The organism is Rhodococcus sp. KRD175 (assembly GCF_017168275.1).
Classification (GTDB): Bacteria; Actinomycetota; Actinomycetes; order Mycobacteriales; family Mycobacteriaceae; genus Rhodococcoides; species Rhodococcoides fascians.
The window spans coordinates 481651-508642 of sequence record NZ_JABFAQ010000002.1; the positions used below are offsets into that span (position 1 = coordinate 481651).

Sequence of the window (26992 nt, forward strand, 5' to 3'; positions counted from 1 at the left end):
TCTTCCCTGTTTCAATCCGACAAGCTCCAGGCGACGAATCCAAACAGCCCCACAACCGCCATCGAGTGTGTGTGGACCGATACGAACGCAGACCAGAACGGACGCCAGAATTGCTCAATCGCGCGCAGACGCCGCCGCGGCCGGAGATCTCTCACCAGGCCGAAGGCTCCGATTCCACGGGTTCGACGTCGGCTTTTGCCGGTGCCTCCGTCCCGCCGAAAGGCAAGTGAATGCGCGCAGTGACCACCGGTGGCTCTCAGGTCCCGCCGACCGGAACAGGGTTCGACAATTCCTTCCCGCTGTCCTCGGCGCAGCGCGGAATGTGGTTTGCGCAACAACTCGCGCCTGACGTCGCTGTCTGTATCGCCCAATACGTCGATCTGCGCGGACCACTCGACATAGCGGTTCTCCAGGAGGCGTCGGCCCGCGCCGGCCACGAGTTCCAGTCTGCCTACCTGCGCCTGGCCCAGATCGACGGGGAGCCGGTTCAGACGGTCGACCACGGCATAGTTCAGTCGGTGCACTACCTGGATCTTCGCGGCGAAGACGATCCGATGGCGTCGGCGCTGGCGTGGATAGACGAGAACTACGTCAAGCCGGTCGACATGGAGAACGATCCGCTCGTCGACAGCTGGATTCTTCAGGTCGAGGACGAACGCAACCTCTGGTACAGCAAGATCCACCACGTCGCCCTCGACGGCTACGGTGCCATGACACTGGTCCAGCGCACCGCTGCGCTCTACACCGCAGCGGTCGAGAATGTCGAACCCGAGCCGAACAAGGCAGCCGAACTTCGGCGACTGTACGACCTCGATCAGGAGTACCGGACGTCCACTCGTTTCGAGACGGACAAGGAGTACTGGACATCGAGGGCCGCGGGCATCCACGACGGTGCCACGCTGTCCAACACACCCGGTCGTACCATCGCGGCCAGCAAGCTGCGCAGTGTCGCACTGCCCGATGACGTCGTCACCGAACTCGAAGCGTCGGACTCGACGAAGGGCGGGACGGCCGCCGCGGTGTTCATCGCTGCATTCGGCTGTTACCTCTCGCGCATGACCGGGCGAGAAGACGTCCTGGTCAACATCCCCGTGTCCGCGCGCACCACGGCCCTCCTCCGTCGATCCGGCGGAATGTTGGTCAACGTCGCACCCATTCCGATGCGCGTCTCCGAGAAGGCCACCGTCGGTGAACTCGTACAGCAGGTACAGCTCGAGCTGATGGGTGCGTTGCGGCACCAGAGGTTCAGCATCGAAGACATCCGGCGCGAGTTGGCAGCCACGGGAAGCGACAAACAACTCGCCGGCCCGATGGTCAACATGATGCTGTTCCATCAGCAGATTCAGCTCGGCTCGATCGTCGGCGAATTCAACATCGTCACGTCCGGCCCGGTCGAGGACCTCCTCGTCAACGTTTACCAGAGTGGTACTCCTGCAAGAACGTTCGTCGATTTCCGGGCAAACCCCAACCGCTACGACGACAACGACCTGACGACGCATCACTCCAGTTTCGTCGACATGGTCACCGAATTCATCGCCTCCGGCCCGGACGTGCCCGTCCTGCAAGTTCATCCGGACAGCGCCCTCGAAGGTCGCCGCCGCCGACGCGCTGCGGCGCACGTAGCCCACTGGGTCGATCGACTGGCCGATGCACCGGACCTGCTCGCGCTGCCGACCGACCGCCCCCGGCCTTCGCGCATCGGGCATGTTCGTGCATCGCACGAGGTTGCCCTGGGGTCCGCAGCGTGGGATGCCGTGAGCCGGCTCGCCGACGACAGCTCGACCACCCCGTTCGTCGTGCTCGAATCCGCTGTGGCCGTTCTTCTTTCGCGTCTCGCATCCACCGACGACGTCTCGATCGCAGTACCCTCCGGCCGCGGCGAGACGGTTGTTCTGCGCACCCGCCCCGACGGCCGTCAGTCGTTCTCGGACTTCGTCGGCACCACCGCGGCAGAGTTCGTCGATGCGTCGGCCCACGCCGATGCCACCTTCGCAGAGATAGCCCGAGCACTCGGCTCGGCCGAAACCGGCTCGCACAACCCCCTCGCCCAGGTCGCGCTCCGCTTCGGGGAGTCTCCGCTTCCGCGCGACGGAATAGATTTCGATCTCGTCGTCACGGTTCACGAGTCCGAATCTCCGCATGTCGTCATCGATTACGCCACAGAACTGTTCGATGCCGGCAGTGTTGCTCAGATCGGTCGTCGTCTGGTGCGCATCGTCGACGCACTGACGAATGACCCACAGCGTGCCGTCGGTGACGTGGAGTTGCTCTCTGCCGCCGAACGTGCGCGTCTCGCTCCGGTTCGTGGTCCGCGTTCTGTTGCGGGTGTGGTGTTGCCGGAGTTGTTGGCTGGTGCGGTCGGTGTTGCTGGTGTCGGTGGTGTTGCGGTGGTGTCGGGTTCGCGGGTGCTTTCGTATGGGGAGTTGGATGCGGCGTCGTCGCGTGTGGCGCGGGTGTTGATGTCGTGTGGTGTGGGTCCGGGGTCGTTCGTGGCGTTGGCGTTGTCGCGGTCGGTGGAGTCCGTGGTGGCGGTGTGGGCGGTGGCGAAGGCCGGTGGTGCGTTCTTGCCGGTGGATCCGAATTATCCGGTGGATCGGATCGAGCACATGTTGGTCGATTCCGGTGCTGTGGTGGGTGTGACGTTGGGTGCGCATCTGGATGCGGTTGCGGGTGTGGGTGGGGTGTCGTGGGTGGTGCTCGACGATGCCGATGTGGTGGCGGATCTGGCGTTCGCTTCGCCTGCTCCGGTGTTGGATGCCGAGCGTTCGGGTGTGTTGCGTCTCGATGATGCGGCGTATCTGATCTATACCTCGGGGTCCACGGGTGTGCCCAAGGGTGTGGTGGTCACTCATCGTGGTGTGGGGAACTTGGCTGCCGAGGAGCGGGTTCGGTTCGGTGTGGGGCCGTCGTCTCGGGTGTTGGCGTTCGCGTCGCCGAGTTTCGATGCGTCGATTCTCGAGTTCGTGTTGGCGTTCTCGGGTGGGGCGACGATGGTGATTGCGCCGGCGATGGTGTTCGGTGGGGTGGAGTTGGCGTCGTTGCTCGCTGAGGAGCGGGTCACGCATGCGTTCGTGACTCCGGCGGCGTTGGCGTCGGTGGATCCGGTGGGGTTGGATTCGGTGGAGGTCGTGGTCACCGGTGGTGATGTGTGTGCTCCGGAGTTGGTGGCGCGGTGGGCGCCGGGTCGGCGGATGTTCAATGCGTACGGTCCGACGGAGGCGACGATCTTCTCGTCGATTTCGTCGGCGTTGGTGGTGGGGGAGTCGGTCGATATCGGTTCGCCGACGATCGGTTTCGCGGAGGTGGTGTTGGATGCGCGGTTGAATCCGGTGCCCGTGGGTGTGGTGGGTGAGTTGTATCTGGCGGGTCCGGCGTTGGCTCGTGGGTATCACGCGCGGTCGGGGTTGTCGGCGGAGCGGTTCGTGGCCAATCCGTTCGGTGGTGCGGGTTCGCGGATGTATCGCACCGGTGATGTGGTGCGGTGGAATGCCTCGGGTGCGTTGGAGTATGTGGGGCGCAGCGATTTTCAGGTGAAGGTGCGTGGTTTTCGCATCGAGTTGGGTGAGATCGATTCGGTGTTGGCGTCGGTGTCGGGTGTCGATTTCGTGGTCACTGTCGGGCGTGAGTCCGCGGCGGGGTCGACGGTGTTGGTGTCGTATGTGTTGCCGGTGGCCGGTGCGTCGTTCGATGCCGGTGTGCTGCGTGATCATGCGGCGTCGGTGCTGCCTGCGCACATGGTGCCCTCGGCGTTCGTGATGTTGGAGTCGATCCCGTTGACTCCGGCCGGCAAACTCGACCGCAAAGCCCTCCCCGAACCCGAGCTGGGTTCGCAGAGCACCACGGAGTCGCCGGAAACCGAGTACGAGGCGGCTGTGGCTGCCGTGTTCTGCGACGTACTGGAGCTCGATCGTGTCGGCGTCACCGACAGCTTCTTCGATCTCGGCGGAAACTCCCTTGTCGCAACACGTTTGATCGCCCGCGTCAACGCAGCTCTGGGTACGGATCTGCGGGTCCTCGATCTGTTCGAGGCATCGACGGTTCGCACCCTCGCCGACCGTGCGGAGTCGACGGGCGCATCGCTGCACCGTCGCCCGGCACTGGTTCCCGCCGATCGGCCGGAGTCCGTTCCGCTGTCGCTGGCGCAGCAACGTATGTGGTTCATCAATCAGTTCGATGCATCCTCGCCTGCGTACAACATTCCTCTTCTCGTTCGCCTGTCGGGCCGGCTGGACGTCGATGCGATGTCCGCTGCCGTCGGCGACGTGCTGACTCGACACGAGTCGCTGCGCACGGTGTTCCCCACAGTGGGCGACCTGCCGAATCAGGTGATACTTCCGCCCGAGAACGTCACCGGACCGAACCTTCCGCTCCGCGTCGTCGACGTGGCTGCCGATGCCGTCGACGCGCTCGTACGTATCTCCGCCACAACGGGATTCGACGTCACCGTCGATCTCCCTTTCCGGGCGGTTCTGTACCGCACCGGCCCGGAGAGCTTCGTGCTCTCGATCGTGGTCCATCACATCGCTGCCGACGGTGCCTCGATGGCACCGCTCGCCCGCGACGTCATGGTCGCCTACAGTGCTCGATCCGCGGGTTCGCAGCCGACGTGGGCGCCACTGCCGGTGCAGTACGCAGACTTCGCGCTGTGGCAGCACGACGTGCTCGGCGACGAGAACGACCCCACGTCCGTGGCAGCACGCCAGATCGAATTCTGGAAGTCCGCGCTGACCGACCTTCCCGACGTACTACCGATGCCGCTCGACCGACCACGCCCCACCCGTCAGTCGATGCGCGGCAGCGTCACACCGTTCACCATTCCGGCCGATGTCGCAGCTCGCCTGTCTTCGGTTGCTGCCGAACACGAGTCGACTCTGTTCATGGTGGTGCACTCCGCTCTGGCCGTGCTCCTCGCGCGCCTGAGCGGCACCCAGGACATCGCCATCGGCACCCCGATCGCCGGCCGAGGGGACGCAGCACTCGACGATCTCGTCGGAATGTTCGTCGGAACCCTCGTTCTTCGCACGCAGGTCGAGCCACAGGCCAGCTTCGCCGAACTGCTCGCCGGCGCTCGTAGCTCCGACCTCGCGGCCTTCGACAACACCGACATTCCGTTCGAGCGGCTCGTGGACGTACTCGATCCCGCCAGGTCGACCGATCATTCACCCCTGTTCCAGGTGCTCCTCGAATTCCAGAACAACGCCACCGCAGTGCTCGAGCTACCCGAACTCGTCGTCGAGTTCGAGGAAATCGGTACCGACACTGCGAAATTCGACCTGCAGCTTCGCGTCGACCAGGAACCGGTCGACGAGTCCGGCTCCCTGTCGGCGTCGTTCACGTACGCAACGGATCTGTTCGATCCCGAGACCATCGACCGTTTCGTCGACCGGTTCCTGAGGATCGTCGCGACCATCGGCAGCTCGACGGACATTCGTACCGGCGACATCGACATTCTGTCCCCGGCCGAACGAGAACTCGTACTGTTCGAGTGGAACGACACCGCACGTCTCATCGAGGATCCGGTCCACCGGCAGCTCCACACCGGGGCCGTCGACATGACTCTGAGCAGTCTGTTCGACCGTCAGGTGCTGCGCAGTCCGTACTCGACCGCCCTCGTCTTCGAGGACGAGCACATCACCTACCTGGAGCTGGACGAGCGCGCCAATCAGCTTGCACGGCATCTCATTTCACTGGGCGTGGGGCCCGAGTCCCACGTCGGGCTCGCGATCCGACGTTCGATCGATCTGCTAGTGGGCATGTACGCGATCGTCAAGGCCGGCGGTGCCTATGTACCGATCGACCCCGATCACCCGGTCGAGCGATCGTCCTACGTGCTGTCGAGCGCTCAGCCGGTGTGCATTCTCACCACGAGCCGCGATTGGATCGACATCGCGGTCGCCACTCCCGTTCTCGCGGTGGATCTTCTCGACGTCTCCGATCGCGACCGCTCCTCGATCACCGACCAGGACCGCCTCGGAAGCCTGCACGGAGCCAACACCGCCTACGTGATCTACACCTCCGGCTCCACCGGCCGACCCAAGGGCGTCGCCGTCACGCACTCGGCCATCGTGAACCGACTGCTGTGGATGCAGGACGAGTACCACCTCGCGCCCGCCGACACGGTGTTGCAGAAGACCCCGGCCACGTTCGACGTATCGGTGTGGGAGTTCTTCTGGCCCCTACAGGTCGGTGCCAAGCTCGTCGTGGCGGAGCCCGACGGCCATCGCGACCCGGTGTACCTGTCGAAGATCATCGCGGCCGAACACATCACCACCGCGCACTTCGTGCCGTCGATGCTCGCGGTGTTCGCAGCCGGAGCTCGGGCTGCGGACTGTGTGTCACTACGGCTCGTCTTCTGCAGTGGCGAAGCACTTCCGCCCGCCACCGCCGCGCAGTTCGCGCAGTTCTCCCAGGCCGAGCTGCACAACCTCTACGGTCCTACCGAGGCCGCCGTCGACGTCAGCTACTACCACGTCACCGGCCACGACGGCGTGTCCATTCCCATCGGTTCGCCGGTCTGGAACACCCGTCTGTACGTGCTCGACGCGTCGCTTCGACCGGCCCCCATCGGTGCTCCCGGGGAGCTGTACCTGGCCGGAGTTCAGCTCGCTCGCGGCTATGTCGGCCGCGGCGATCTCACCGCCGATCGCTTCGTCGCCGATCCGTTCGGCGAGCCGGGTGAACGTCTCTACCGCACCGGCGACCTGGTTCGTTGGCGCGCCGACGGCGAACTCGAGTACATCGGCCGTACCGACTTCCAGGTGAAGCTGCGTGGTCTGCGTATCGAGCTTCCCGAGATCGAAGCGGTACTGTTGCGCTCGGAGTCCGTCGCCCAGGCAATCGCTCTGGTGCACAAGGATCCGAACACCGGCGAGACGTTGGTGGCCTACGTGGTCTCCGCGTCCGGTCACGCGGTCGACTCGGCCGAGGTGATCGCCGAAGCCGGACGCCGGCTGCCGGGGTACATGGTGCCCTCGCATGTGGTCGTACTCGACTCACTTCCTCTCAATGCCAGCGGCAAGCTCGACCGAAAGGCACTGCCGGCCCCCGAGTTCACCGTTGCTGCGTCCGAATTCGTCGGACCGGAGAATCCGGTCGAAGAGATCGTCGCGGGCGTCTTCGCGGATCTGCTCGGCGTCGCACAGGTCAGCGCGACCTCGAGCTTCTTCGAGATCGGCGGCAACTCGCTGATCGCGATGCGCCTCGTCGCACGCGTCAATGCCGCCCTCGGAACCGACATCGGCATCCGAGATCTGTTCGATTCACCGACTGTTCGATCGCTGTCCGCGGGCATCGACGTCAGCACACAGGACTCCGCACCGACGCCTCGGTTGGTGCCACAGGAACGACCCGCAGTGGTGCCGCTGTCGCTGGCACAGCAGCGGATGTGGTTCATCAATCAGTACGACACCGAGTCGGCTGCCTACAACGTCGCGTTCGCGATGCGCCTGAGCGGCATCCTCGACGTCGACGCGATGCGCTCGGCCATAGCGGACGTGCTCACACGCCACGAGTCTCTTCGAACGATGTTCCCGCTCACCGACGACGGCCCCGTGCAGTCCGTCCTCGACGTGGCATCGGCCGTTCCGGACCTGACTCCGGTTCCCGCAGAGGACGACCGGCAGGTCGCCGAGCTCATCGGCGCCGTCGCCGGTGCCGGCTTCGACGTCGTGGCCGATGTTCCGTTGCGCGTCCGCCTGATCCGTCAGGACGAGAACGAACACGTACTCGTCATGGTGGTCCATCACATCTCGTCCGACGGCTTCTCCAGCGCGCCGCTCGCCCGCGACCTGATGGTGGCGTACAGCGCCCGCGCTGCAGGTCATGCGCCGAGCCAGGAACCATTGCCGGTGCAGTACGCCGACTACGCGCTGTGGCAGCGCCGTTTCCTCGGCGAGGAATCCGATCCCGACTCCCTGATGGCGAAGCAGGTGACGTACTGGGTCGACGCGTTGGCGGGTAGCCCGGAAGTGCTGCCGTTGCCGACCGATCGTCCGCGTCCGGCAGTGGCGTCCTTGCGCGGCGACACCGTCTCGTTCGCGATCGACCCCGCAGTGCATGCTCGGCTCGTCGCCGTTGCTGCGCAGCACAATTCGAGCTCGTTCATGATCGTGCACGCCGCTCTGGCCGTGCTGCTGGCACGGCTGTCCGGTACCGAGGACATTTCGGTCGGCACACCGATCTCCGGTCGAGGCGATGCCGCACTCGACGAGCTCGTCGGCATGTTCGTCAACACGCTCGTCCTCCGCACCCAGGTGCCCGGGTCGACTCCGTTCGAGGATCTGTTGGCCGATGTGCGCACCGTCGACCTGGCGGCCTTCACCCACGCGGACGTGCCGTTCGAGCGGGTCGTCGACGCAGTCGACCCCGCCAGGTCCACCGCTCACGCCCCGTTGTTCCAGGTGATGCTCGAGTTCCAGCACACCGATCGACCGACGGTGACCTTGCCCGGGCTGTCGATCGAGGGCATCGAACTGCCCAACGACATCTCCAACTTCGACCTGCAGCTCACGGTCTCCGAGGAGTTCGACGCTTCCGGGAACCCGGTCGGCATCGAAGCCAGCTTCCGTTACGCCACAGAACTTTTCGATGCCGACACCGTGCGTGTCATGTCCGATCGTCTGGTGCGGATCCTCGACGCTGTGACGGCCACGCCGTCCGTTCGCGTCGGCGACATCGACATCCTCTCGAGCGACGAGTACTCAGCGTTGGCTCCGGTTCGTGGTCCGCGTTCTGTTGCGGGTGTGGTGTTGCCGGAGTTGTTGGCTGGTGCGGTCGGTGTTGCTGGTGTCGGTGGTGTTGCGGTGGTGTCGGGTTCGCGGGTGCTTTCGTATGGGGAGTTGGATGCGGCGTCGTCGCGTGTGGCGCGGGTGTTGATGTCGTGTGGTGTGGGTCCGGGGTCGTTCGTGGCGTTGGCGTTGTCGCGGTCGGTGGAGTCCGTGGTGGCGGTGTGGGCGGTGGCGAAGGCCGGTGGTGCGTTCTTGCCGGTGGATCCGAATTATCCGGTGGATCGGATCGAGCACATGTTGGTCGATTCCGGTGCTGTGGTGGGTGTGACGTTGGGTGCGCATCTGGATGCGGTTGCGGGTGTGGGTGGGGTGTCGTGGGTGGTGCTCGACGATGCCGATGTGGTGGCGGATCTGGCGTTCGCTTCGCCTGCTCCGGTGTTGGATGCCGAGCGTTCGGGTGTGTTGCGTCTCGATGATGCGGCGTATCTGATCTATACCTCGGGGTCCACGGGTGTGCCCAAGGGTGTGGTGGTCACTCATCGTGGTGTGGGGAACTTGGCTGCCGAGGAGCGGGTTCGGTTCGGTGTGGGGCCGTCGTCTCGGGTGTTGGCGTTCGCGTCGCCGAGTTTCGATGCGTCGATTCTCGAGTTCGTGTTGGCGTTCTCGGGTGGGGCGACGATGGTGATTGCGCCGGCGATGGTGTTCGGTGGGGTGGAGTTGGCGTCGTTGCTCGCTGAGGAGCGGGTCACGCATGCGTTCGTGACTCCGGCGGCGTTGGCGTCGGTGGATCCGGTGGGGTTGGATTCGGTGGAGGTCGTGGTCACCGGTGGTGATGTGTGTGCTCCGGAGTTGGTGGCGCGGTGGGCGCCGGGTCGGCGGATGTTCAATGCGTACGGTCCGACGGAGGCGACGATCTTCTCGTCGATTTCGTCGGCGTTGGTGGTGGGGGAGTCGGTCGATATCGGTTCGCCGACGATCGGTTTCGCGGAGGTGGTGTTGGATGCGCGGTTGAATCCGGTGCCCGTGGGTGTGGTGGGTGAGTTGTATCTGGCGGGTCCGGCGTTGGCTCGTGGGTATCACGCGCGGTCGGGGTTGTCGGCGGAGCGGTTCGTGGCCAATCCGTTCGGTGGTGCGGGTTCGCGGATGTATCGCACCGGTGATGTGGTGCGGTGGAATGCCTCGGGTGCGTTGGAGTATGTGGGGCGCAGCGATTTTCAGGTGAAGGTGCGTGGTTTTCGCATCGAGTTGGGTGAGATCGATTCGGTGTTGGCGTCGGTGTCGGGTGTCGATTTCGTGGTCACTGTCGGGCGTGAGTCCGCGGCGGGGTCGACGGTGTTGGTGTCGTATGTGTTGCCGGTGGCCGGTGCGTCGTTCGATGCCGGTGTGCTGCGTGATCATGCGGCGTCGGTGCTGCCTGCGCACATGGTGCCCTCGGCGTTCGTGATGTTGGAGTCGATCCCGTTGACTCCGGCCGGCAAACTCGACCGCAAAGCCCTCCCCGAACCCGACTGGTCCGCTCAGGTCACCTCGGGACGCGACGCCGACAATGCCGTCGAGAAGACGCTTGCCGGTTTGTTCGCCGAGGTGCTTCGCCTCGATCGCGTCGGAGTCGACGACTCCTTCTTCGCGCTCGGCGGAGACAGCATCATGTCGATTCAGCTCGTCTCCCGCGCGAAAGCGGCAGGGCTGGCTCTGTCCCCGCGAGATGTGTTCGAGCACAAGACCGTTGCCGCACTGGCCGAGGTCGTCGCGGCCGGCGACGGGACCGTTCCGCTCGTGCTGGACGAGCTGCCCGGCGGCGGCGTCGGAGACGTCCCGCTCACCCCGATCGTGCACTGGATGCTCGACCGCACGTCGGTACTCGACAAGCACACACAGACTGCCGTGCTGACACTGCCGTCCGATATCGAGCTCGACGTTCTCGAAGCAACCGTTCAGACCGTCCTCGATCACCACGACATGCTCCGTGCAGTTCTGCACCGTACCGGAGAGCCGTCGATGGAGGTGCTCCCGATCGGTTCCGTGACGGCGCAGTCCGTCGTCCGCCGGGTGGAGTCGAACAGTGTTCGGGGACCGGAGTTCTCGGATCAGGCCAGGTCGGAAGCCGCTGCAGCAGTGGATCGTCTGGCACCCGATGCCGGTGTCATGATTCAGATGGTCTGGTTCGACGCCGGCTCCGAAGGCAGCCGACTGCTCGTCGTCGCGCACCACCTCGTGATCGACGGCGTCTCGTGGCGAATTCTCGTGCCCGACCTCGCGTCGGCGTGGGCTCAGATCATCGGCGGCAGCACACCGGAACTGGCCCCGGTCGGTACCTCGATGCGTCGTTGGGCGCACGGCCTGCGTGAGGTCACCGCAACGCGTTCGGACGAGCTCGCAGTATGGCGGGACGCGCTCGCCGATCCCGATCCGCTCATCGGTTCACGCGCACTCGACCGCGAGATCGACGTCTATGGAACGGTGGACAAGGTCGAGGTCACTCTGTCGACCGATGTCACCGAGGGCCTGTTGACGGCTCTGCCCGAGGCGTTCCACGGCAGCGTCAACGACGGTCTGCTGGCCGCTCTGGCTCTGGCGACAGCCGTGTGGCGACGAAACCGCGGTGTCGTCGTGTCCGACGCACTGATCTCTCTCGAGGGCCACGGCCGTGAGGACCATGTGGTTCCGGGAGCCGATCTCAGCCGCACCATCGGTTGGTTCACCACCATCTACCCACTTCGACTGACCCTCGACGGGATCGACCTCGACGACGCTCTCGCCGGAGGGGACGCGGCCGCAGCGCTGGTCAAGTCCGTCAAGGAGCAGCTGCTCGCCGTTGCCGATCACGGCATCGGGTACGGCATGCTCCGCTACCTGGACGAGGAGGCCGGTGCGACACTGCGTGACTTCCCGGCACCCCAGGTCAGTTTCAACTACCTCGGTCGATACAGCACCGACGTTCCGGACGAGCTCCGCGGACACGGGTGGCTGCCGGTCGACGACTCCGGCGTCGGCGATTCTCAGGACGAGGACCTGCCGGTCGCCGCTGCGCTCGACATCAACGCGGTCACCACGGCGACACCGACCGGACCTCGGTTGGAGGCGACCTTCGCATTCCCGACGGGCGTGCTCGATGCCGACGAGGTCACCGAACTCGCCCAGTTGTGGAAGCAGGCTCTCACCGCGCTGACGCAGCTCGCTCAGCGGCCGGGGACCGGCGGGTTCACCCCGTCCGATCTCGATCTGGTGAGCCTCGACCAGAAGTCCATCGACGATCTCGAGCGGGTGTACCCGACTCTCGACGACATCTGGTCGATGACGCCTCTGCAGGCCGGTTTGCTCTTCCATGCCGAACTGTCGGATCAGTCCGTCGATGCCTACATCGTCCAGCTGGTGCTGGACCTCCGCGGGGACGTCGACGAGGCTCGCTTCCGCCGCGCTGCCCAGGCCCTACTGCGGCGCCACGCGAACCTGCGCACGGCGTTCGTGCACAACAACGACGGCGAATCCATCCAGATCGTGCATCACGACGTCGATGTGCCGTGGACCTCGGTCGACCTGTCGTCGCTGAGCGTCGACGATCGCGCAGCCGAGCTCGAGCGAATCGAACACGACGACCGCGCAACGCGATTCAACATGGCACAGGCGCCGTTGCTGCGCTTCATGCTCGTGACGCTGGCCCCGGGCGAGTGGCGTCTGGTGATGACCAACCACCACATCCTGCTCGACGGATGGTCGACGCCGCTGCTCCTCAAGGACCTGCTCACGCTCTACGTCGTGGACGGCGACGACGCCGTTCTTCCGCGCGTACCTGCGTACCGCGACTACCTGTCGTGGTTGTCGCGGCGTGATCACTCGGCAGCTCGTGCGGCATGGACGGAAGCCCTCGCGGGTCTCGCCGAACCCACCCTGCTGACGCCGGTCGAGAGCCGTCGCCAGGAGTCGACATTGGCCGGCCGCGCGTTGGTTTCCCTGGACATCGAGCAGACCGAACGACTGCGCAGTCTCGCCCGGGCACGCGGCATCACGATGAACTCGATGGTGCAGGCTTCGTGGGCGATGGTGCTGGGCACGTTGACCGGTCGCACGGACGTAGTGTTCGGTGCCACCGTCTCGGGACGTCCGCCGGAGGTCTCGGATATCGAGTCCATGGTCGGTCTGTTCATCAACACGCTGCCGGTGCGCATCGTGCTGGATCCAGCCGAGACACTCGGCCAGTACCTCGATCGGGTGCAGGCCGAACAGGCTTCGCTGCTCGATCACCACTACCTGGGCCTGACCGATATCCAGCGTGCCGTCGGTCCCGCGGTCGCGTTCGACACGCTCACCGTGTTCGAGTCGTATCCGATGGACCGCGCGGGTCTGTCGGCCGAGACCGATCTCGCCGGCATGCGGGTGCACGACGTGCACGACGGCAGCGACACCGCCCAGTATCCGCTGACCCTGGTCGCGATGGTCGACGACCGATTGCACATCGAAGCCAAGTACCTGCCCGAGCTGTTCGAGCACAGTGTCGTCGTCGCCACCGTCGATCGAATCGTGCGTGTTCTCGAGGCGATCGCGACCGACACCGACCAACGGGTCGCATCGCTGTCGCTGCTGTCCTCGGAGGAATCGAACAGGCTGGCCCCGGTACGTGGTCCCGCTTCCACGACCGAGCGCCTCCTGCCGGACATCCTCACCGATGCTGCTGCCCGCAACCCCGGTGGTACGGCAGTGTGGAGCGCAGGTCGGACACTGACCTACACCGAATTGGACACTCGGTCGTCTGCGCTGTCACGTGCGTTGATCGCCCGCGGAGCAGGTCCGGAAACCGTTGTGGCACTTGCTTTGCCGCGCTCCATCGAATCGGTTCTCGCAATCTGGGCCGTGGCCAAGACCGGTGCGGCCTTCCTGCCGATCGATCCGAGTTACCCCCGTGATCGAGTCGAGCACATGCTGGTCGACTCCGGCGCGTCCATCGGCGTCACGTCGACCGAACACGTCGGTGCCGTCGAGGGTCTGGGCTCGGCTACGTGGTCCGTCCTCGACCGCGACGACACTCGCCGCGATCTCGCGAACCGTTCGACCGCACCGGTTCTCGACTCCGACCGCACTCGACCGGTACACATCGACCAGGTCGCGTACTTGATCTACACCTCCGGCTCCACCGGAGTTCCCAAAGGCGTCACCGTCACTCATCGCGGCCTGGCCAACCTGGCCGAGGAAGAACGGTCTCGCTTCGAGGTGACTCCGAACGCTCGGGTTCTCGCGTTCGCGTCACCGAGCTTCGATGCATCCATTCTCGAGCTGGCCATGGTGATCTCGGGTGCCGCCACGATGGTGATCGCACCCACCTCCGTGTACGGCGGCGTGGAGCTCGGCGAGCTCCTGGCGCAGCAGCACGTCACGCATGCGTTCGTGACTCCCGCGGCCCTCGCCTCGGTGGACCCCGACGGTCTGACCGAACTGAGCGTCGTTGCAACCGGTGGCGACGTGTGTCCGCCCGAGCTCGTCGCACGGTGGGCACCGGGCCGGCGCATGTTCAATGCGTACGGCCCCACGGAGGCCACCATCTTCTCCTCCGTCAGTGACCAGCTGCACGTGGGCTCGCCCATCGATATCGGCTCGCCGACAATCGGTTTCGGCGAAGTAGTGCTGGATTCGCGTCTGCATCCGGTACCGGTCGGTGTCGCAGGAGAGCTCTACCTCGCCGGCCCCGCCCTGGCGCGTGGCTACCATTCGCGATTCGGTCTGACGGCAGAGCGGTTCGTCGCGAACCCGTTCGGCGAGCCCGGCGAGCGTATGTACCGAACCGGCGACGTCGTGCGGTGGACCGAGTCGGGCACCCTCGAGTACGTCGGACGCAGTGACTTCCAGGTCAAGGTGCGCGGTTTCCGTATCGAGCTCGGCGAGATCGACGCGGTGCTGACCGATGATCCGACAGTCGAATTCGCTACGACGATCGGTGTCGACGGACCTGCCGGAAACACGATCCTGGTCGCCTACGTTCTTCCGCGGCCCGGCCACGAAATCGATGTGACGACGCTGCGCACTCGGGCGTCGAGTTCGCTTCCGACACACATGATTCCGACGGCGTTCGTTGCCCTGGAGTCGATCCCGCTCACGCCCGCGGGCAAGCTCGATCGACAGGCGCTGCCCGCCCCGGATCTGCACCTCGGCAGCGACTCGCGCGCTCCTCGCAACGAGACCGAGCGAATCATCGCCGACATCTTCGGCGAGGTTCTCGGCGTGGGCAGCGTCGGCATCGACTCGAGCTTCTTCGATCTCGGTGGAGACTCGCTGAGCGCCACCCGCCTCACCGCTCGGGTGAATGCAGCCCTCGACACCGCTGTCAGCGTTCGTGCGTTGTTCGAGGCACCGACGGTCGAGTCGTTGGCGGTGCGAGTGCACAGCAACCCGGCCGGTGCCGCGCGCCGTCCGGCGCTCGCTGCGAAGCCTCGCCCGAGCTCGATTCCGTTGTCGATGGCTCAGCAGAGAATGTGGTTCATCAACCAGTTCGACGTCGACTCGGCCGCCTACAACATCCCGCTCGCGGTTCGATTGACAGGCCGTCTCGACATCGAGGCAATGAACGCTGCGATCGGTGACGTGCTGGCGCGGCACGAGTCGCTGCGCACCGTGTTCCCCTCGCACGGCGATCGGCCCGAGCAGCACATTCTCGGCACCGACGCGGCGACGACCCATCTGCACGTCGTCGACGTCGATGCCACCGAGATCGTCACCGCGATCTCGTCCGCTGCCGCCCGCGGATTCGACGTGTCGAAGGACCTGCCCTTCCGGGCCGTTCTGTACCGAACGGCACCCGAGGATTTCGTGCTGTCGATCATCGTGCATCACATTGCCGCCGACGGCGCGTCCATGGCACCGCTGGCCCGAGACGTCATGGTGGCATACGGATCTCGCGTGTCGGGAGTAGCTCCGATGTGGGCACCACTCGACGTTCAGTACGCCGATTTCGCGATGTGGCAACGCTCGGTTCTCGGCGACGAGTCCGACCCGAGCTCGGTAGCAGCACAGCAGCTCGAGTTCTGGAAGTCCACTCTCGCGGATCTACCCGAGCTGCTGCCGCTTCCGCTCGACCATCCTCGCCCGGCACGGCAGTCGATGCGCGGCAACAGTGTTCGGTTCGAGATCGAGCCAGACGTCCACGCCGGCCTGGTGGACCTCGCCCGCGCGAACGACGCGACCGTGTTCATGGCCATGCATGCAGCATGGTCGATCCTCATGGCTCGCCTCAGCGGGACCGAGGACATCGCAGTCGGCACGCCCATCGCCGGGCGTGGCGACGCGGCGCTCGACGATTTGGTCGGCATGTTCGTCGGGACTCTGGTTCTGCGCACCGAGGTAGCACCCGATCTCTCGTTCACCGAGCTGCTCCGCCGGACCCGTACCGCGGACCTGGCGGCGTTCGACAACACCGACGTGCCGTTCGAGCGTCTCGTCGACGTCCTCGATCCGGCGCGTTCCACCGATCACTCGCCGTTGTTCCAGGTACTGCTCGAATTCCAGAACAACACCTCGGCGGCACTGGAGCTACCCGAACTCACCGTCGAGGCCGTCGACATCGACGCCCACGTCGCGAAGTTCGACCTCCAGCTGACCGTCGCGGAACGGTTCGACGACTCCGGTGCTCCGGCAGGTATGACCGCTGCGATCACCTACGCGGTCGACCTGTTCGACGAGATCTCCGTGGACGAGTTCTCGACTCGATTCGGTGCCGTCCTCGCCGGCGTGACCGCCGATCCCGATCGTGCTGTCGGCGACATCGACATCCTGTTGCCGGGTGAACTCGACGCCATGGCCCGGCAGTGGAACCACGACGGCCACACGGCGACCGATGCGACACTGGCCGACCGCTTCGCCGCTGCCGCTGCGCAGTTCCCCGAAGCACAGGCAGTCGTGTTCGGCGATCGCTCGCTGACCTACGCCGAGCTGGACGACCGCTCGAACCGACTTGCACGCATCCTCGTGGCTCGGGGTGTGACGTCGGAGTCCCTGGTGGCGGTTGCGATGCCGCGTACCGAGGAGCTGATCGTTGCTCTGCTGGCGGTCGTCAAATCCGGCGGCGGCTACCTCCCGATCGACGTCGGCTATCCGGCCGACCGGCTCGCCTTCATGCTCGACGACGCGTCACCGGTCTGTGTGATCTCCACCGTCGCCGACAGTGCATCGGTGCCTGCTTCCGATGTCGAGATGCTGCTGCTCGATGCACCCGAAGCGGTCGCCGAGCTGGCAAGCGTGTCCGGAGCCCCGCTGACCGACGCCGACCGCATCGGCACCACCGATGCCGATTCGATCGCCTACGTCATCTACACCTCGGGTAGTACCGGACGTCCCAAGGGTGTGCAGATCGCGCACCGTAACGTGGCGACGCTGTTCGCGAACACCACGGATCTGTTCCACTTCGACGACCGCGACGTGTGGACCATGTTCCACTCCTACGCGTTCGACTTCTCGGTGTGGGAACTGTGGGGACCACTGCTGCACGGCGGCACTCTCGTGGTCGTCGACTACTACACCGCACGCTCGCCGGAACTGTTCCGCGAGTTGCTGATTCGTGAGAAGGTCACGGTTCTCAACCAGACACCGACGGCGTTCTACCAGTTCGCCGAAGCCGATCGTGTGGCAACCGCGGCCGGTGGATCCGCCGACGGATCGGACGCACTGTCGCTGCGGTACGTCATCTTCGGTGGAGAAGCACTCGATCTCGGGCAGCTCGGTCGCTGGTACGCACGGCACGAGGAGACCTCGCCGACCCTGGTCAACATGTACGGCATCACCGAGACGACGGTCCACGTGAGCCACCTGGCTCTGACCGAGCAGTTCGCGGCGTCCGCTTCGGCCAGCGTCATCGGCCAGGCGATCCCGGCTCTGCGTGTCGCAGTGCTCGACACCCGTCTCAATCCTGTTCCGCCCGGCGTCGTGGGGGAGATGTACGTGTCCGGGGCACAGCTCTCTCGCGGATACCTCGGCCGAGCAGGGCTGTCCGCAACGCGTTTCGTTGCCGACCCCTCCGGCGATGCGGGTGCGCGTATGTACCGCACCGGCGACACCGCCAGGTGGAATCGCGATGGGGCTCTCGAATACCTGGGTCGAAGCGACATGCAGGTCCAGTTGCACGGCTTCCGTATCGAACTGGGCGAAATCGAAAGCGCGCTACTGGCATTCGATGGGGTAGCGGCTTCCGTGGTCGCCGTCCGCGACGACGGTTTCGGTGATCGCCTGATCGGCTACGTCGTGGCCGAGGCCGGTCGCGCGCTCGACCATGCGGCCGTTCTCGACTTCGTGGGCAACTCGTTGACCTCGTACATGGTGCCCGCAGCGTTGATCGTCCTGGACGAGCTGCCGCTGACCGCCAACGGCAAACTCGATCGCCGTGCACTCCCGGCACCGGACTTCTCGGCAAACGTCACCGAAAGTCGTTTGCCCGCAACCGAAGTCGAATCGATCCTGGCCGGTCTGTTCGCGGACGTTCTCGGGCTCGATACCGTCGGCGTCGACGATTCGTTCTTCGCACTCGGCGGCGACAGCATCATGTCGATCCAGTTGGTCTCGCGCGCCAAGGCCGCCGGGCTGGTGCTGGCTCCCCGCGACATCTTCGAGCGCAAGACCGTGGCCGCTCTCGCGGAGGTCGCTGTTCTCGGCGGCGACGCCGTGGTGCTCGAAGAACTCGACGGTGGGGGAGTCGGCCCGATGCCGCTCACCCCGGTCGTGCGGTGGATGTTGGACCGCAGCACCGAATTCGGCCGTTACACACAAACAGCGCTGCTTCAGCTTCCGGTCGGCATCGAGCGCGAGACGCTCGAACGCACGGTGGCAGCGGTGCTCGATCGTCACGACATGCTGCGTGCGCGCCTCTACCAGGACGCGGACGGGGAGTGGCACGAGGATGTGTCTCCGGTCGGAACAGTCTCGGCTGCGAGCGTCCTTCACGCGGTCTCGGTCGAATCCGTCGACGGCCCCGAATTCTCCGTCGTTGCCGCGGCCGAGCTCGACGCCGCTGCCGATCGTCTGGTTCCGGCCGACGGCGTCATGGTGCAGATGGTGTGGTTCCAGAGCCCCAATGGCTCGGGTCGACTGCTCGTGGTCGCCCACCACCTCGTGATCGACGGCGTGTCCTGGCGCATTCTGGTTCCCGACCTCGCCACGGCATGGAGTCGGATCGTCGCCGGCCAGGAGCCTGAACTGGCTCCGATCGGTACCTCGATGCGTCGGTGGTCCACCGGACTCACCGAGGTCACGGCCGCCCGAACCGACGAGCTCGGACTGTGGCGTCGGATCCTCGACGGAGCCGACCCGACGATCGGTTCTCGCCCGCTCGACAAGAGAATCGACGTCGACGCCACCGTGCAGCGTGTCCGCACGTCCCTGCCGGTCGAGGTCACCGAGCGCCTGTTGACCACTGTCCCAGACGTGTTCCGCGGCAGCGTCAACGACGGCCTGCTGGCTGGTTTGGCTCTGGCCTTGACCGCGTGGCGTCGCGAACGCGGCGATGCGGTGCGGGACGCTCTCGTGACTCTCGAGGGTCACGGCCGCGAGGACGCGGTGGTGCCCGGTGCCGATCTCGGTCGGACCGTCGGCTGGTTCACCACCATCTTCCCCGTGCGTCTCGATCTCGGGTCGCTCGACGTCGCCGACGCTCTGGCAGGCGGCGCGTCGGCCGGTGCTCTGGTCAAGACAATCAAGGAACAGCTGCTCGAGATCCCCGATCACGGCATCGGCTACGGCATGCTGCGGTACCTCGATTCCGCTGCAGCCGAGGCTCTGTCCGGCTTCGCCGCACCACAGGTCAGCTTCAACTACCTCGGCCGGTTCTCCACCGGATCCACCGAAGGCATGGACGACGTGGGTTGGATCCCGGTGGCCGACGCAGAGCTCGGCGACGCGCAGAATCCGGACATGCCGGTGCCTGCGGCGCTGGACATCAACGCTGTCACCACCTCGACCCCCGACGGCCCGCAGCTCGACGCGACGTTCGCCTTCCCCGCGGGCGTTCTCGACGCCGACGAGGTCGGCAGGTTGATCGAACTGTGGACGCAGGCCCTCACCTCGATCACCGAGCACGCCTCGGCCGGCGGTGCGGGCGGCTTCACGCCGTCGGATCTCGAGCTGGTCGACATCGATCAGACATCCATCGATGCTCTGGAAGAGCAGTTCCCGAATCTCGACGACGTGTGGTCGTTGTCGCCTCTGCAGGCCGGCTTGCTGTTCCACGCTCGTCTGGCCGGCGAGATCGGCAGTGCCGGTTCGGGTGTCGACGCGTACATGGTTCAGCTGGGCCTCGAGCTCCGGGGAACTGTCGATGCGACGCGGATGCATGCTGCCGTCGACAAACTGGTCTCTCGCCATCCCAACCTGCGAGCAGCGTTCGTACACAACAGCAACGGCGAGTCACTGCAGATCGTGCAGAGTTCGGTCACTGTTCCGTGGTCCGAGATCGATCTTCGAGGGGAGCCCGATGTCGAGGTGGCCCTCGAGGCAGTTCTCGAGGCCGACCGTGCGGTGCGCTTCGAGATGGACCGGGCACCGCTGCTGCGGTTCACGCTCATCACCCTGGCCGACGATCACTGGCGTCTGCTGCTGACCAACCACCACATCCTGTTGGACGGATGGTCGACGCCTCTGGTCGTCAAGGAACTCATCACGCTCTACGTCACCGAGTCCGACGACTCGATGCTGCCGCGTATTCCTGCCTACCGGGACTACCTGGCGTGGATGCGCCAACGCGACGTGGCGATCTCCACCGCGCAATGGATCAGTGCCATGGCCGGCGTGGAAGAACCCACGCTGTTGGTCACCGACGATCGTGGCCGGCAACTGTCCACCGTGTCGCGGGAGACCGAGCGGTCGTTGTCGGTCGAGACCACCGCGGCACTGCGTGACTTCGCTGCTCGCCGTGGATCGACCCTCAACACCCTCGTCCAGACCGCATGGGGCGTCGTGCTGGCCACCCTCACCGGACGCGAGGACGTCGTGTTCGGTGCGACGGTGTCGGGTCGTCCGCCGGAGGTTCCGGGTATCGAGGGCATGATCGGGCTGTTCATCAACACCCTGCCCGTCCGTGTCACGCTGGACCGGAGCGAAACGCTGGGCGCACTGGTCGATCGGGTTCAGGCCGAGCAGGCATCGCTGTTGGATCACCACTACCTCGGCCTGACCGATATCCAACGCGCAGCAGGTGCAGGCGTGGCCTTCGACACCTTGACGGTGTTCGAGTCGTACCCCGTCGACCGGGCCGGCGCTTCTGCGGCAACCGATTTCGCCGGTATGCAGGTCACCGACATTCTCGGAACCGACGCAGCGCACTACCCGCTTACTCTGGTTTCGTCGGTCGACGAACGCCTGAACCTGAAGGCGAAGTACCTGCCGGAACTGTTCGACGTCGATGCCGTGCACGCCATCGTCGATCGCGTCGAGCGTGTCCTCGACGCCGTGCTCGAGGACGAACAGCAGCCACTGGGACGGCTGCGACTCCTCGGTGACGCCGAGTTCGCCTCGCTGGCACCGGTGTTCGGACCCGATGGACGCTCGGCCCGGCTGCTGCCGGAGATCTTCTCCGACGCTGCCGCGGTGAACCCGGACGCCATCGCACTGCGCAGCACCGACGGCGAAATGACGTACCGGGAGTTGGACCGTCGGTCCAACCGACTCGCTCGAATTCTGCTGGGCCACGGCGTGCGCACCGAGACCTTCGTGGCACTCGGTATCGCACGATCGATCGAATCGGTGCTGACGGTCTGGGCCGTCGCAAAATCCGGCGCGGCATTCGTACCGGTGGATCCCAACTACCCGGCCGATCGCATCGAGCACATGCTGGCCGACTCCGGTGCCACGTTCGGCGTCACCACCCGCGCCCATCTCGACGACCTGCCGTCGACCGTGCCCTGGATCGTCCTCGACGATCTGGCGACGGACGGCCCGAACGCAGTGAGCGACGAGCCGATCGACGCCACCGAGCGGAACGGACGCATCGCCTTCGAAAGCGCGGCGTACACCATCTACACCTCGGGTTCGACGGGTGTGCCCAAGGGTGTCGTCGTCACGCACTCCGGTCTCGACAACTTCGCAACCGAGCAGCGCGAGCGATACCGAATCACCAAAGACTCACGCACACTGCACGTCTCGTCCCCGAGCTTCGATGCATCCGTGCTCGAGTACCTACTCGCCTTCGGCGTCGGCGCGACGATGATCATCGTGCCGCCCACCGTGTACGGCGGCGACGAACTCGCGGCACTGTTGGCAGCGGAGTCGGTCACCCACGGCTTCATCACCCCGTCGGCTCTGGCGTCGGTCGACCCGAGCGGGCTCGACACGTTCGCCGACGTCGTCGTCGGTGGCGAGGCCGTACCGGCCGAGTTGGTCGCGAAGTGGGCACCGGGCCGGAATCTCTACAACGGTTACGGTCCGACCGAGGCCACGATCATGTCCAACATCAGCACGCCGATGACTGCAGGTGACACCGTCTCGATCGGTGGTCCTGTTCGCGGCGTGTACGAGGTGGTGCTCGATTCACGGCTGCAGCCCGTTCCTGTCGGCGTCGCAGGTGAGCTCTATCTCGCGGGTGTCGGACTCGCCCGCGGTTACCACGATCGATTGGGCCTGACGGCGGAGCGATTCGTCGCCGACCCGTTCGGCGCGCCCGGCTCGCGGATGTACCGCACCGGAGACGTGGTGCGGTGGTCGCCGGATCTGACGATCGAATACGTCGGTCGAAGTGATTCGCAGGTCAAGGTTCGCGGCTTCCGCATCGAACTCGGCGAGATCGACGCGGCACTCGCATCGCATCCGTCCGTGGACTTCGCCGCGACCTTCGGCAGTCCGGGTCCCTCGGGAGCGACCGTCCTGGTGTCGTACGTACGAACCACCGAGGGCGCGGCGGACGCGTTCGATACCGGTGTCCTGCGTGACCACCTGGCCGGCATGTTGCCGTCGCACATGGTTCCCGCAGCCATCGTGGTGCTCGACGCCATTCCGCTCACGCCGGTCGGAAAACTCGATCGGTCCGCGTTGCCGGTGCCCGAGTTCGGGTCGGCAACGTCGTACCGCGAGCCGAGCACGCCGGCCGAGCTCACCGTGGCCGCCGTGTTCGCCGAGATTCTCGACGTCGATCGGGTCGGTGCCGACGACAGCTTCTTCGAGCTCGGTGGAGACTCGCTCAGCGCCACGCGCGTCATCGCCCGCGTCAACGCCGAACTCGGCACCACGATCGGCGTGCGCACGATCTTCGAGATGCCGACCGTCGCCGGATTGGCGAGCGCGGTCGGCGCAACGTCCACACGGACGCAGCGTCCGAATCTCGTTGCGACACAACGTCCTGATCACATCCCGCTGTCTCTCGCACAGCAACGCATGTGGTTCATCAACCAGTTCGACACCACCTCGGCGGCGTACAACGTGCCACTGGTCGTCAAGTTGACCGGGCAGCTCGATACTGCGGCCCTCGCCGCGGCAGTCGTCGACGTCCTCGAGCGGCACGAATCGCTGCGGACGACGTTCCCGGACGGACCGGACTTCCCGGTCCAGCTCGTACATCCGGCCGTCGAGGTGGCTCCGGTGGTCGAGCCGGAATCGATCGATGCCGGTGTGCTGACCGACCGGGTGGCGCACCTGGCAGGTCGTGGATTCGACGTGACCACCGAGATTCCGGTGCACGTCGAGCTGTTCCACGTCGTGGGTGCCGATACCGATGCCGAGCCCGTCTTCGTGCTGGCGATGGTGGTGCATCACATCGCGGCCGACGGAGCCTCGATGGCACCGCTGGCACGAGACGTGGTGCTCGCGTACTCGGCGCGCACCACGGGAGCAGCGCCGGGCTGGGAGCCCTTGCCGGTGCAGTACGCCGACTACACGCTGTGGCAGCGTTCGTTGCTCGGCGACGAGAAGGACGAGTCGAGCGTGGCCGCGGCCCAGCTCGAGTACTGGTCGACGGCGCTCGCAGGTCTACCCGATCTGCTGCCGTTGCCCACCGATCGCCCGCGGCCCACCACGCAGGATTTCCGGGGTGGCCGGGTTCGCTTCACCGTCGACGCCGAGATCCATCGGGCACTCGTCGAGATCACCCGCGAGCAGAACGTCAGTATGTTCATGGTGTTGCACGCCGCGTTCGCGGTGGTGCTGGCGCGCCTGAGCGGTACCGACGACATCGCGATCACCACTCCGGTGGCAGGGCGCGGCGACGCGGCACTGGATGATCTCGTCGGCATGTTCGTCAACACCTTGGTGTTGCGCAGCCGGATCGACGACTCCGCCTCGTTCGTGGATCTGCTCACGCAGGTGAAAGCACACGACCTCGACGCCTTCGATCACACCGAGATGCCGTTCGAGCGCATTGTCGAGGTGCTCAATCCCACGCGATCGACGGCGTATGCACCGCTGTCGCAGGTGGCGTTGTCGTTCCAGAACAACGAGAAGGCGTCCCTCGAGCTACCGGATCTGCGCGTGGAGGGCTTCGACTTCGACGTCCCCGTGGCCAAGCAGGATCTGCAACTCCTGGTGTCCGAGACCTTCGACGACGACGGGCGACCGACCGGATTCGAGGCAGCGTTCGATTACGCCACCTCGCTGTTCGACGCGTCCACCGTCGATGCGATCGCGGCGCGACTGGTTCGCGTACTCGACGCCGTCGGCAACGATCGACTCACCGCGGTGGGGGATATCGACATTCTCGGTGCCGACGAGAAGCAGGCTCTGGCACCGGCTCGCGGGTCCGCCGACGTCGCGTTGCGAACGTGGCCGGAAATGCTCGCCGCCTCGGTGGCGCTCGACCCGTACGCGGTCGCCGTCACGTATCGGGGCGTGAGCCTGTCCTACGCCGACCTCGACAGTTGGTCGAACCGAATCGCGCGAATGCTCATCGACTACGGCGTCGGACCGGAAACGTTCGTCGCCTTGGCACTGCCTCGGTCCATCGAGTCGGTTCTGTCGGTGTGGGCGGTCGCCAAGACCGGTGCGGCATTCTTGCCGGTCGACCCGAACTACCCGGCCGACCGCATTGCGCACATGCTCGAAGATTCGCGTGCGGCAATGGGATTGACCGACGTCGACAGTCGGCAGTCGCTGCCCGACACCGTGCCGTGGCTCGTCCTGGACGATCCCGAGACATCATCGGAGCTTTCGCGCTATCCCGTGGCCGCAGTCACCGATGCCGAGCGCACCGCGACGCTGCACCTCGACCACCCGGCGTACCTGATCTACACCTCGGGTTCGACCGGCCGCCCGAAGGGCGTCGCAGTGCGGCACCGGGGCCTGGCCAACCTGCAGGCCGAGGTGATCGATCGATTCCGTCCCACCCGGGATTCGCGGGTGTCGCACATCGCCTCGCCGAGTTTCGACGCCTCGGTGTACGAGCTCACGATGGCGTTCGGCGTCGGTGCCACCGTGGTGATCGTGCCGCCGGGAACGTTCGGCGGCAGCGAACTGGCCGACCTGCTCGAATCGGAACATGTCACACACGCATTCCTGACTCCGGCGGCGTTGTCCTCGATCGACGAAACACGTTTGGGCACGGTCCGCGTCCTCGCCGTCGGCGGCGAGGCCTGCACTCCGGAACTGGTGGCGAAGTGGGCACCGGGCCGCAAGATGTTCAACGGCTACGGTCCGACCGAGACGACCATTCAGGCGAGTGTCGGCGGTCCGTTGATGCCAGGCGGCGCGGTGGACGTCGGCCGGCCGGGTACCGGATTCCGGTTCCTCGTGCTCGACGCACGTCTGCGGCCGGTCCCGGCCGGGGTGTCGGGCGAGCTGTACATCGCAGGCCCCGGTACGGCACGCGGATACCTGCGACGGTTCGGGCTCACGGCCGAACGCTTCGTCGCAGACCCGTTCGGTACCGCCGGTGAGCGGATGTACCGAACCGGTGACGTCGTGCGCTGGGGGAGTACCGGTGTGCTCGAGTTCGTCGGACGCAGCGACTTCCAGGTCAAGGTCCGCGGATTCCGTATCGAGCTCGGCGAGATCGACTCCGCGCTCACCGATCACGACGAGGTCGGCTTCGCGGCGACCATCGGTCACAATGCGGCGTCGGGAGATACGGTTCTCGTGTCCTACGTCCTGCCGGCCGAGGGTGCATCGGTGGACGTCGAGGCATTGCGCGACAGTGTCGCGACCGTTCTTCCGCGCCACATGGTCCCGTCGACGATCATCGAACTCGCCGACATCCCACTCACTCCGGTGGGCAAGCTGGATCGACGCGCGCTCCCGGTGCCGGAACTGACGGTGTCGACGACGCCGTATCGGGCACCGAGTACCGATCTCGAAGCAGCCATCGCCGACGCGTTCGCCGAGGTGTTGGGTGTCGAACGAGTCGGTATGGACGACAACTTCTTCGAGCTCGGTGGCACGTCGCTGGTGGCAACCAAGATCGGCCCGGCCATCGAGAACGCGGTCGGAGTTCGCGTCCCGCTGCAGGCGTTGTTCGTCGATCCGACCCCGGCAGGGCTCGCGGCTCGGGTCGCGTCGGACGTCGATTCGTCCGGTGCGCAACTGGATTCGGTGTTCGGAGTGGTCATCCCACTGCGCAGCACAGGCTCCAAGGAACCACTGTTCTGCGTCCATCCCGGAATCGGGTTGTCGTGGGGATATGCGGGCCTGGTGTCCCAGATCGGTGACGACCGTCCCGTGTACGGCCTGCAGTTGCCCAGCATCGTGGAAGGCACGCCGTTCGGCTCGATTCGAGACCTCGCGCACCGGTACGCCGACGAGATCCGGGCTGTCCAGCCGGTCGGTCCGTACCACCTGCTCGGGTGGTCGCTCGGTGGTTCGCTCGCCCATGCGATCGCCGTGGAACTACGCAGCACCGGCAGCGAAGTGCAGACTCTCGCGTTGCTGGACAGCTACGTCGACGGCCATGACGAGACGGCCGACGGTGAGCTGAGCGTCGAGAACCTGCTCGCGGGTCTGGGGCTGGATCTGACTGCTCAGGCGTCGTCCGAGCCGTTGACCTACGAACGTGGTGTCGAACTGCTCGACGAATCCCTGGGGCAGACCACCGGTGTCACGGCGGATCATTTGCGCAGAATCAATGCAGGATTCGAGAACTCGACGCGAATCATGGCCGAGTTCATCCCGGACGTGTTCGACGGAAATGTTTTGTTCTTTTCTGCAACGAAAGGCGCGAGTGACGGAATTGTTCGGTCACCACAGGAATGGCGACCGTACGTGTCAGGAGATATCGTCATCCACGGTGTGGACGTTTTCCACAACGAAATGACCAATCCCGATGCTGTCTCGGTGATCGGTCCGGTTGTCGACGCACATCTGGGCAATACATATCCATAACGTTTGCG

The 26992-nt window shown here is 65.5% G+C and carries 1 protein-coding gene; it reads left to right on the forward strand.

The annotated features are described in order from the left end of the window. Nucleotides 1-230 precede the first annotated feature (230 nt). The gene (locus tag J1M81_RS02865; protein ID WP_206497550.1) at nucleotides 231-26984 is read left to right on the forward strand and encodes a non-ribosomal peptide synthase/polyketide synthase; all 26754 of its coding nucleotides are present in this window, start codon (nucleotides 231-233) and stop codon (nucleotides 26982-26984) included. Nucleotides 26985-26992: the final 8 nt, after the last annotated feature.

Excerpts from the sequence above, each read along its gene's own strand:
- J1M81_RS02865 (WP_206497550.1), top strand. The coding sequence starts at position 231 with ATGCGCGCAGTGACCACCGGTGGCTCTCAGGTCCCGCCGACCGGAACA.